Source organism: Pseudogracilibacillus sp. SO30301A, from assembly GCF_037072025.1.
In the GTDB taxonomy this organism is placed as follows: domain Bacteria; phylum Bacillota; class Bacilli; order Bacillales; family Amphibacillaceae; genus Pseudogracilibacillus.
Map to the genome: position 1 here is coordinate 1 of NZ_JAXHDD010000089.1, position 10,609 is coordinate 10,609.

11 protein-coding genes and 1 pseudogene are annotated in these 10,609 nt (G+C 34.7%); 8 read left to right on the forward strand and 4 right to left on the reverse strand.

Annotated features, from left to right (window positions below):
- The 4 genes and pseudogenes from SPD89_RS21780 to SPD89_RS21795 form a co-directional block, all read left to right on the forward strand.
- Nucleotides 1-245: pseudogene (locus tag SPD89_RS21780) on the forward strand (hypothetical protein); the annotation flags it as partial.
- Between the two features lie 2 nt (nucleotides 246-247).
- Nucleotides 248-1,114 carry an SDR family NAD(P)-dependent oxidoreductase gene (locus SPD89_RS21785; RefSeq protein ID WP_336264046.1) on the forward strand — a complete coding sequence of 289 codons (867 nt, stop codon included), beginning with the start codon at nucleotides 248-250 and terminating at the stop codon, nucleotides 1,112-1,114.
- A 705-nt stretch (nucleotides 1,115-1,819) separates the two neighbouring features.
- Nucleotides 1,820-2,263 carry a hypothetical protein gene (locus tag SPD89_RS21790; RefSeq protein ID WP_336264037.1) on the forward strand — a complete coding sequence of 148 codons (444 nt, stop codon included), beginning with the start codon at nucleotides 1,820-1,822 and terminating at the stop codon, nucleotides 2,261-2,263.
- Nucleotides 2,264-3,020: 757 nt separating this feature from the next.
- On the forward strand, nucleotides 3,021-3,488 hold the full coding sequence (locus tag SPD89_RS21795) for a GNAT family N-acetyltransferase (protein ID WP_336264038.1): 468 nt from the start codon (nucleotides 3,021-3,023) through the stop codon (nucleotides 3,486-3,488).
- Nucleotides 3,489-3,895: 407 nt separating this feature from the next.
- Here SPD89_RS21795 and SPD89_RS21800 read toward each other — a convergent pair whose 3' ends face one another.
- Nucleotides 3,896-3,982 (reverse strand): putative holin-like toxin, encoded by an 87-nt coding sequence (locus SPD89_RS21800; RefSeq protein ID WP_336264047.1) that lies wholly within the window; start codon nucleotides 3,980-3,982, stop codon nucleotides 3,896-3,898.
- 321 nt (nucleotides 3,983-4,303) lie between these two features.
- Here SPD89_RS21800 and SPD89_RS21805 point away from each other — a divergent pair, with 321 nt between their 5' ends.
- A complete protein-coding gene (locus SPD89_RS21805) occupies nucleotides 4,304-4,516 on the forward strand; it encodes a metalloregulator ArsR/SmtB family transcription factor (protein WP_336264039.1) in 213 nt (70 codons plus the stop codon).
- A gap of 346 nt (nucleotides 4,517-4,862) precedes the next feature.
- Here SPD89_RS21805 and SPD89_RS21810 read toward each other — a convergent pair whose 3' ends face one another.
- Entirely contained in the window at nucleotides 4,863-5,153 is a 291-nt protein-coding gene (locus SPD89_RS21810; RefSeq protein WP_442961221.1) for an RNA polymerase sigma factor, read from the reverse strand.
- A 318-nt stretch (nucleotides 5,154-5,471) separates the two neighbouring features.
- Entirely contained in the window at nucleotides 5,472-6,788 is a 1,317-nt protein-coding gene (locus SPD89_RS21815) for an MATE family efflux transporter (protein ID WP_336264041.1), read from the reverse strand.
- A 187-nt stretch (nucleotides 6,789-6,975) separates the two neighbouring features.
- Between SPD89_RS21815 and SPD89_RS21820 the strand changes: the two genes are divergently transcribed.
- Complete coding sequence (locus tag SPD89_RS21820) at nucleotides 6,976-7,599, forward strand: TetR/AcrR family transcriptional regulator (protein ID WP_336264042.1); 624 nt, start codon at nucleotides 6,976-6,978, stop codon at nucleotides 7,597-7,599.
- Between the two features lie 151 nt (nucleotides 7,600-7,750).
- On the opposite strand, the gene SPD89_RS21825 is transcribed toward SPD89_RS21820, so the two are convergent.
- Nucleotides 7,751-8,116, reverse strand: a complete 366-nt coding sequence (locus SPD89_RS21825; RefSeq protein ID WP_336264043.1) for a tyrosine-type recombinase/integrase — start codon at nucleotides 8,114-8,116, stop codon at nucleotides 7,751-7,753.
- Between the two features lie 650 nt (nucleotides 8,117-8,766).
- On the opposite strand from SPD89_RS21825, the gene SPD89_RS21830 reads away from it, so the two are divergent.
- Nucleotides 8,767-9,063, forward strand: coding sequence for a hypothetical protein (locus SPD89_RS21830; RefSeq protein ID WP_336264044.1), 297 nt, complete (start codon nucleotides 8,767-8,769; stop codon nucleotides 9,061-9,063).
- Nucleotides 9,064-9,258: 195 nt separating this feature from the next.
- The coding region (locus tag SPD89_RS21835; protein ID WP_336264045.1) for an SMP-30/gluconolactonase/LRE family protein at nucleotides 9,259-10,609 on the forward strand (1,351 nt) is incomplete at its 3' end.

Consider the following 10,609-nt stretch of genomic DNA (forward strand, 5'->3'; position numbering starts at 1 on the left):
TAATATCATTATTAGTACCTGCCTCACTTACTGCTTTAACAGTAGCTTTCTGGAAGCGAAGTTTATGGGTTGGAGTATCTGTTATTGTTTTTATTGCAATTGCTAAAATGACTTGGAGTGTTATGTTTGGTGGTGAAGCAGGTAAATCTATTTTTGTGCCTGCCATTGTTGGTTTAGTCATTTGTATTGTATTCATTTATTTAGGGATTAGAAACATGGAAAAGAAGAAGCAGTCAAGTCGTTGAAGATGAACGAAAACAGGCAATTGAAAAAGTTATGGGGTGTGATTAGAATAGAATACTATAATGAAAAGGTTGCTATTGTAACAGGCGGAGCTTCAGGTATTGGTAAAGCCCTTTGCCTAGAACTAGCTCGGTTGGGTACGAATGTGGTAATTGCAGATATGCAAGAAGTTCAGGCAAAACAGACCACAGAAGATATCATTAAAAACGGAGGAAAAGCAGATTATATTCGTGTCGATGTGTCTAGTGAAACAGATGTTCAGCAATTAGTAGAGGATACAGTTCATAAATATGGAAAGATAGATTTCATTTTTAATAATGCAGGTATTGCGATTGGTGGAGATGTAAGGGATCTGACAATAGATCAATGGAAAAAAGTAATGGATGTTAATTGGAACGGGGTACTTTATGGTTCAACAATTACTTACAAAGTAATGGCGAAACAAGGGTTTGGTCATATTGTTAATACTGCTTCAGCTACAGGTTTGATGCCACAGCCGGGTAATGCACCATATTGTGCTAGCAAGCATGCTGTTGTAGGTCTATCATTATCATTGAGACATGAAGGGTCTGATCTAGGTGTGAAAGTAAGTACTGTATGCCCTGGCCACGTACAAACAGACATTTATAAAAATATGACGATTGCAAATGTTAATAATGAAAGAATGGTAGCCTCTTTACCGACCGCATCTATGCATACAAAAGAAGCAGTTGATATTATATTAAGTGGAGTAAAGAACAATTTAGAAATTATTATTTTCCCTAATTCAGTAAGATGGGCTTGGAGATTGCACCGTTGGTTCCCACGCTTGCTAGATAAAGCATGGATAGAAAAGATAAGAAATATCCGAAAATTAAAACAAGATAATTAATCTTCACTAGTAATTTGATGTATCAATAATATTAATGGTGCAAGGTGATTTGATACCCAATGATATTAGAATGTGAAAATCTTTAAAGGTGGAAGATGCCTATTCTTCGCAACCTGGTAGTGAAAAATACGGACTTGGATGTTCGTTAAGATCTTCAAGTGTTAAACTGGCACTTATTCACATATTGGTGTATTATCCCTCCAATCAAGGACAGCAAGACATTGTACTAAGCGAGGGATGAGTGGGAACAAGTACTACTCAATAGTTTAACCCCACTTTAGAACATGCATATGAGATTAGTTCAGGAACCATCTAATTGACTAAAGGGCATAAATTAGTAATAAAAGTTCCTATCCAAAATGATTGATTTACCACATTACATTGGTTAACTTCATTTTAGGTATCAAAGGTATTATTCGTTATAAAAAATGGTTGGATATTCACAAACGACGTCCTACTGTGCGCACCTGGGATGTTAAGTCTTTTTTATTTCTTAAAAAATTGGTTTAAATCGGTACCATATTACAGGTGACGAAAGTAAGGAACTGGTAATTATGAATAGCCACCATTCCTCTAGAAGATTATGGTGTTCGAATTATCGTGTGGAAATTTACTTAAATCTATTCTACATACGATCTTAATTATCTAAAAAAATTTAAAATGAGAGAGTTGATTAGGAAATTGGAATATATAAGGGACTATGCGATGTACACTGCAATTTTTGGTATGTTTAGTTTTGTTTGGTTTGGGTGGGCTCAGGAAAACCCTAGAAAAAATTGGCGTAAGTATATTGGAGTTGCTTCTGGAATCGCGTTGTTAGTATGTTTGATTGGGGTGTACTTAAGCTTGACGCACTGGAATTCGGCTACTATATTGTCAGAAAAGGATACGTTTACTAACTACTTAATTGTTTTCTATACTGAATTTATTATAGCGGGTCTTGGCGCTGTCTTGTTGATAAAAAAGAAAAAAAAGGCTTATGTTGCTCCTTGGGTTGCTTTTATCGTAGGTACTCACTTTTTCTGGCTTGTAAACATTTTTAAAGATCCTAGTTTGTATATACTAGCGGTACTTATGATAGGAATTGCGATATTATCACCTTGGCTATCCAAAAATTGGACGTTGCCAACAGTGCGATCACTGGTATAGGGTCTGGCACATCTTTATTTTGTTTTGCCATATTGGGGTTGATTCGCTACTTATTGGCATAAAAAAGTATTACTGAAGCAATAACTCGCTAAATGGGTGTCATTTTCATGATTATGTTAATTTTTCAATTATTGCGGAAGTTGTTAAAAATATATTGTGTTCGAAAACAATTTTACACTCCTTTTAATTGTCGTTATTTTTTAAGCGCTTGTGCTAATAAATATGATAATGCTATTGATGAAGTAATTAAGATGGAAAATGAATATTATGAGGAGATTTGCTCTCAAGAAATGATGTGCTTTTAAGTGTGTATGATAATGGAAAGTACATTCGGATAGGTGTTTAAATAGGATAATAGGTCAGACGATATAGCATTCTATAATTATTATGAAAAACTAGGGGATTCATATGAAGAAATTTCCGATGAGGATGAATTGGGTTTAGAGAAGAAAACACCAGATTATGAAATAGTGAAGGGAGTAGAAACAAAACTCTAAAAGCAGATAAACCATGTCTGCTTGAAACTCATAATGATTAGTTCCGTGTTATAATCGGGATAGGTGTTGCTTTGAAATAAAGTTCGATAATTTATATAGAAAGTTTGATACAATTACTTTGATAAACTGTATTGTGGAAGGAAATTGATGGTTCAAGGATTGTGAGGTGATGTGCATGGAAATTGTTAAAGACAGGTTGGATATCCGTCCACTTAACGATGAAGATGGTTCTATACTGTACAGATGGCTGAATGACCCACGTGTTCTTTAACTTTTACGAAGGACGTGATAGACCGCATAACATGGATATGGTACGTGATAGATTCTTAAGTAAAACCGGAGTAAACGATATTCTTGGCTGTCTAGTTTCATGGGATAGTGTACCAGTAGGTTACGTGCAAACCTATCCCATTCCAAATGATGAATTATTACTGTACGGTTATTCAGATTCTCTTCGAGTGTATGGAATGGATCAGTTCCTTGGCGAGCCTGATATGTGGAGTAAGGGTATAGGGACATTACTGGTCACTGTGGTAGCCAAATGGTTATTTCAGGAGTATAAGGCCGACCGAGTCGTTATGGATCCACGGGTAGATAATCTAAGAGCCATACACGTATATGAAAAATGCGGCTTTAAAAAGGTAAAGTTATTGCCAAAGCGTGAATTACATGAGGGAAAGTATCACGATTGTTGGTTAATGGAAATGCGATTAGAAAATCATGGATAAGCTTCCTAAGTATCATCAAGGTACCAATCATATAGAACTATCTTCCGTTGTCGGGCGTAATAGCTGAAGATCATAGGTATAAAAATCTTATTTTTGGCATAGGCCAAAATGAATAAAGATAAGTAATAATAGTGGTTATTTGCTCCTGATGTAGAAGATAATGCTACCCCAATATTTCTTTAAGCACTACAGAAACAACTTTATTGTAATTAAACATCTTTTTGTCACTAACTGTGTTTTCTTTTTTATTAAAAAAGGGTATAATGTAATTAGAAATGAATACATTAAAAACGACTGAAGGTGCTCTAACACCTTCAGCCTATACAATAGCTTGGTTCCCTTCAAGGGGGCTGGCACGATTAAGGATATTCCACCCTATTAATGAGCCGTGAACTCAAGGGTGGATTTTATTTTTTGTTATTTTTATCTGACATAATCGCAACAATTAACGCTCCGAAACTAATCATAAGCATTAATCCTTCTGCGGTTGTCATCAGCACCACCCCCTTTCGGGGTGCGCCAACCACCCATGAGTTAACCAATATGCTATTGTCCTCTAATTATACCATCTGATAAAGATTAAATATATTTATTTTCAATATCGCTAGGGTTGAGGAGATAGAATAATGGGAGATAAAAAGAAATTGACTCCTGCTCAACGATTGGGGATTACAGATAAGGTTTTTGATTTAACGATATTACTTACCTAAGATGACTGTAGCTTGAAAAAAGATGAAGTTTTTTCTTATAAAAGTTTAAATATTATACTATAATACAATTAGACAGTTTGCTAAATGTTGAAATGAGGAGTGAATATGAATAACATTTTTAAAGCGTTGGGAGACCCTACTCGATTAAAGATTATTGATTTATTAAGGGAGAAGGATATATCAGCAGGAGAAATTGCAGAACACTTTCAAATCAGTAAACCAAGTATTTCAAGTCATTTGAACATACTTACCCAAGCAGGTTTGGTTTATGTTGAGCGTCGGGGGAATTATCTTATTTCTATTACGGCATGGGTTTAGACCCGTACATTCGAAAGTTTGTCAGATCTTGATTGATCATTCTCTCCATGAGTATTTTATAGCCACTTGTAAGCTGAACTTAGGTATCTTTCACCCGTCTTTACCTAGCTTCATACCCCTAAACTCTATCAAGTTTAGGCGCATGTAGGAGTATCAATGTAGATGTTTTAAGGTGACATATAACCTATCATTCCATCTGTCGAAAACAGAGTTAGATTACTAAAAGTAGTCTTCACATTTCGTAGTTTTACCTACTTGTTGTGAAACAAGTCGCACAATCATTCTATTCATCTGTATGCTCCTCCAAAAACCGTTTTAACCGTTCAAAAGAGCTTGTCCGTCTATACTATACGGTACTGCGTGGAATATCGAGTAATTGACCAATTTCCACATCAGATAGTTGAAAGAAATAGTATAGTAGGACAGTGATACTCTTTTCTTTTGGCAGAGTACGCATTGCTTCTGCAAGTAATTTCGAAGTGATATTCTTTCCAGCCACTTGAAGACTTTGTCCTTCTTCTCCTTCATATTGTTTATCTAAGGTATAGAGTTGATTTTCTTCTTGTGGTGTGAGATCAGAAAATGTCATCTCCTTTGCTTGTAGCTGTCGCCTTTCGTTATAAATATTAATTGCCATGCTTTAAAACACGTTTACAAAAAGCCTTAAATGCACAGCGAACTTGCCACTCGGTACGATCTGGTTCTATCATGCATTTCATCTCCCTTCGCAACTGCAAAGGTGGGTGATGATTTTCCCTTTCATAACCTTCAACAAGTTTTTTTATGAAATGCCAAAGTTTCCAATAATTAATTAAAAAATATATAAAAAATCCAACTGAATTTTAATCAGTTGGAAAAACAAAAAATGTTAATGAATATATCCCTAAAAATAAAAATTGAAATTTCAATCCATTCGTGGGCGCATATTATAATGATTGAATATTGATTTTCAAACTTACTTGGGTTTAAATTTTCTGTATTGAATCCATAAGTAACATGTAACAACTATAAATGATATAAGGTCAGAGATAGGAGTAGCCAACCATACTCCAAGTAAACCTAGGAACTTCGGCAAAATATAAACAAGCGGAATCATCAGGATTAGCTGTCTTAACGAGCTTAAGAAAATTGCTTTTCGAGCATCGCCTATATACTGAAAGAAGTTGGCTCCGATCATTTGAACACCAACAATAGGCATCATACAGCAGAAGACGCGCATGCCAAACGTTGCAGTATCTAGTAGTTGAGGATCGGCGCTTCCGCCAAACGCTGAAACAATATAACTACTAAAAATCTCAATTAATAGGAACATGAAGATGCAAAAGATTAAAACGTACTTTATTGCATATTTCATCGTTTTCTTTACTCGATCTATTGCCGCATGACCATAGCTGTATCCAATAATGGGCTGGATTCCTTGGCCAAGACCGATTATTGGCATATATACAAGCATAGCGATGGTATATATCACACCATAAGCGGCAAGTCCTGTGTTACCTCCATATTCGTACGATAATCTATTGAATACTAGAGAAACCAAGCTTAACGCTATTTGTCCAATAAAACCTGAAAATCCAATAGATAGAATTTGCTTTACTTCATTACAGTAAAAACGCATATATTTATGATGCAGTATAATCCCAGTTTTATTTTTAAAGAGGAATTGTAATGTCAATACGGTACTAACAAAATTTCCTATTACAAGTGCAAGAGCAGCACCACCTACTCCAAGATCTAAAACAAAGATAAAAATAGGGTCTAGAATTATATTTATTAGTATTGCTACAATAAAATTAATAAATGCTCTTTTGGCAAAACCCATGCTGCGTATGATACTATTCATTGATTGGGAAATAACAAAAAATACGGATCCTACTAGAAAATAGGTTGAATACTCCACAGCATAATCAATATTTCCACTATTGGCACCATATAAGTAAAGTACTGGTTTAATGAATATTATCCCCAACACAGCAATTAACAAGGACAGTGTCAGCGATAAAACAAATGATGTACCTACAATTTTCTTGGCTCGTTCATTATCGTTTTTTCCCAGTACAATGGATAGATTTGAACCTGCTCCAGACCCAATTAACTGAGCTAACGATTGCATAACAAGATACAAGCCAAAAGCCACGGTTACAGCTGAGATTGCTAGCGTATTGACCCCCTTAGCGATGAAGATACGGTCAATCGCCATATTGATTGAATTTACTAACAAGGCAAGGATAGCGGGAGTAGATAAATTTCTAATTAATTTTGGTACTGGCATGGTTTCAAGCTTATTAATAATATCACCTCTTATCCTACAATTTAACGTGAGCAAATACTCATGTTTTAGAGTATACTTACACCCGCATGCATTGTCAACAATAATGTGAGTTAAAGCTCATATTATTGTTGACAATTTTACTAAACAAATTTAAACTATTGTTTATATAGGAAAGGATGATACTAAATTGGGAAACAATTCAAATGGAACAAAGCGTCGAATTCCCAAACAAGATAGAAGCATACAAAATCGGGATAAAATCTTGAATGCTGGCTTAAAATTATTTAGTGAAAAAGGTTATTACGATACAACTACAAATGAAATAGCAAAAGTTGCTGGCGTATCAATAGGGAGCTTATATTCATATTTCAAGGATAAAGATGCAATATTTCTTAATATATTGGATAACTACCATAAGAGATTTCTCTCTTTTTTTCACGAAAATGATGAGGATTTAAGCTATGAACTATATGCGCATGATATTAGGCAATGGTTGAAAAACCTTATGGTCAAATTACTCGATATACATGAATCTGTTAAAACATTGAATAGAGAAATGAACATAATGTATCACTCAAAACCACAAGTAGCACGTATTATGGACACACAAACAGAGCGAATACGCACAATGACTATGAGCTTTATCGCTCGATCTGAGAGCAGTGTTTATGATATTGAGGCCACATCTGCGGTTATAGTTGACCTTATTTCCAAAGTAATTGATAGGATACTTTATAAAGAAAACGATAATTTGGATAAAGATAATATTATTGAAGCTACTATAGACATTCTCGTAAAATACTTATCTTAGTAAGAAGATAATAAAAAATAATGGCAATACCATGCAATCATAATGTGAGTATGAACTCAATTATGGTTCTTTTTTAAAATCAGATATTATATCTAAACACAGTAGCGTTGCATAAAAATTTTCCTAGCTTGTCAAACAATTATATTTGGAATTAACTTCCAACCAATATTGCTGATATAACTGGTGCTGGTATACTTCCTTCAAGCATGGATGATGCAAGCTTATGTCTAAAAATATGTGTGCCTTTTCTATCGTTGGGGTTCATTCTAATATTTGTAGCGTCCATGATTTCGTTGACTGCAGTAGAAACGGCTGATCTGCCTATTACTGAATCATCCTGTTTGTTTTTGAGAAAAACAAAAGGCTGTTCACTTTTAGGGCGTTCATGGATGATATAGCTATACAATGCGTTTCCAATCATCGCTTCCATGGGGAACTCTAGTGGGTTAGATGTATTCGACTGTATTATTTTAATGGTATCATTTTCCCAGTCAATGTCCTCTAATTTATATATCATTACCTCCTTAATATAATCATATATGTTACAAAATATAATCCAAACCTTTTTCATTACAACCCCAGTAAAATCAGTAGGTTTCATGAAAAGGTTTGGATTTTATAAAGGTTTGAATAAGGCATATCGAGACAGGATACCGATATTTTAAGGATTTACTCGGTTTTGACCATTATCAGCTGCTTTCGCACAAAGGAATCGAACGATACTGGTGTATTCAATTTCTGACGTACAACTTCCTCGAACACCAGAGAAAAGAATGGGAAGAGGAAGGAATCATCACCATTTGAGACACAGTCCGTCGGATCAGAAAGGAGCATCTGGGTCAATTGCTTGTCTTTGCTTATCAACAAGGGTTAACTCAAAAACCCTTGACCGAAGTGCTAAAATGTCTAAATTTGTCGGCTTAAAAATCGAATACAATCTACCCTTATTTAGTGCGGACTTTTTTAGGGACTTTTTCAAAAAATGCAAGAGTCAAGTTATAAAGGAGGAATTTTGTAAAAATTAGTAATTTTAAATGATTTAAACAAGAAATTTGTAGATTAAAATAACAATGATTTACATTTTAAAAATAATTACATTTTACGGAAAGGAGTTTAGTATATGAAAAAGATTTTTTCAACTTCACTCGTCATTATATTAATCTTAAATTGTTCTTTAATATAAAGGCAATTACCGCGATAGCAGCAGAAGATGAAAGTGATGACGTTACGATAAATAATAGCGACTTTTATGATTATGCTGATGGTGTTATCTATCAATATGAGGGAAATCCTTCAGCGATCGCTAGTAATGGGGGAACTGAGCTTAAGGGAATTATTCAAACTGATCTAGGTTATGGCAACGGACTCGCTATGAATGAAGAAACATTCTTTGTAAATGATAGTGAAGGCAATCTGTACCGAGTAGATTCTAATGGAACATCAAGTGAAATTGACAAGTTTTAGATTTGAATATTATTTCTATAAAAACTCTAATAAATGTTGTCCATTAGACCTAGTTACAAGCCGGCAAGTAGTTGTAAAGGAGGAATTTTGTAAAAATTAGTACTTTTGGGGGATTTAAACAAGAAATTTGTAGGTTATAATAACAATGATTTACATTTTAAAAATAATTACATTTTACGGAAAGGAGTTTAGTATATGAAAAAGATTTTTTCAGCTTCACTTGTCTTTATATTAATCTTAAATCTGTTTTTTAATATAAAGGAAATTACCACGATGGCAGCAGAAGATGAAGGTGATGGCGTTACGATAAATAGTAGCGACTTTTATGATTATGCTGATGGTGTTATCTATCAATATGAGGGAAATCCTTCAGTGATAGCTGATAATGGGGGAACTGAGCTTAAGGGAATTATTCAAAGTGATCTAGGTTATGGCAACGGACTCGCTATGAATGAAGAAGCATTCTTTGTAAATGATAGTGAAGGCACGCTTTACCGTATCGATCCTAATGGAACAGCAAGTGAAATTGGCAAGTTATTTCAACACACTGCCACTGGAGCCATTTCATCAGACGGTACAAAGTATCTTTATGTGTATGACTGGGAAGGAGAAGCATGGCTTTCATCTTTTGATGTTAATACAGGTGAAACTACAAGTCATAAAATTGTAAATAAAACCAATATGGAATTTAATGATCATACAGGAGACGGCGATATCGTTGTTGATGGAGACGGGTATGTATGGCAAGCAACATATAATACACATGGATCAGGTAATTCCTATTTGCTAAGAATTAATCCGAATAATGGAGAACTTGATCGGATTATCCCCGTAACTTATTCGGGTGGCTCTTCAGTTCATCATTTAGGGGAATTAGCATTTCTCGATGATGGGACATTAGTTGGCGTTGATGGACAGTCTAAACCCTATGATATTATTCTTATAGACCCAAGCACAGGGGCTGTATCTGATATTATAGGTGAAATTAATTACGATAGTACCGATTTCGCCTCTAATATTAACCCAACTTTACAATCAAACTTAAAAATTGCGAAATCTGTTTCACCTGAAGGTAAAGTTGCTCAAGGAGAAGAGCTTACTTATACATTAGAAATCTGGAATGATGGGAATGTTGCTTCTACAGAAACGTTTTTACAAGATATGATTCCAGAGGATACTACTTATGTAGCAGATAGCACTACTTTAAATGATAATCCTGTCTCTGATGTTGATGGTAAAAGCCCGCTTGAAGAAGGACTGTATATTAACTCTCCAGAAACAGAAAGCGGAGTGATTTTTGCTGGAGAGAGTAATAAAGCGGTAGTTACATTCAAAGTTACAGTAAATAATGTTGAGAAGAGTACTACAATTAAAAATAAGGCATCAGTATCAAATAGTGAAGATGTAAAGAAAGACTCGAACGAAGTTGAAAATGTAGTACAAGTAAATGAAGGATCTATCGTCATCGAATATGTGGATGAGGACGGTAACCCAATTGCAGATCCAGACACCTTAACAGGAGAAGTAGGTTCTACATATGAGACAA

Bases quoted from the DNA above. Each gene is read 5' to 3' on its own strand.
- SPD89_RS21785 (WP_336264046.1), top strand. From the start codon at position 248: ATGAACGAAAACAGGCAATTGAAAAAGTTATGGGGTGTGATTAGAATA.
- SPD89_RS21790 (WP_336264037.1), top strand. From the start codon at position 1,820: ATGTACACTGCAATTTTTGGTATGTTTAGTTTTGTTTGGTTTGGGTGG.
- SPD89_RS21800 (WP_336264047.1), bottom strand. From the start codon at position 3,982: ATGACAACCGCAGAAGGATTAATGCTTATGATTAGTTTCGGAGCGTTA.
- SPD89_RS21805 (WP_336264039.1), top strand. From the start codon at position 4,304: ATGAATAACATTTTTAAAGCGTTGGGAGACCCTACTCGATTAAAGATT.
- SPD89_RS21810 (WP_442961221.1), bottom strand. From the start codon at position 5,153: ATGGCAATTAATATTTATAACGAAAGGCGACAGCTACAAGCAAAGGAG.
- SPD89_RS21815 (WP_336264041.1), bottom strand. From the start codon at position 6,788: ATGCCAGTACCAAAATTAATTAGAAATTTATCTACTCCCGCTATCCTT.
- SPD89_RS21825 (WP_336264043.1), bottom strand. From the start codon at position 8,116: ATGATATATAAATTAGAGGACATTGACTGGGAAAATGATACCATTAAA.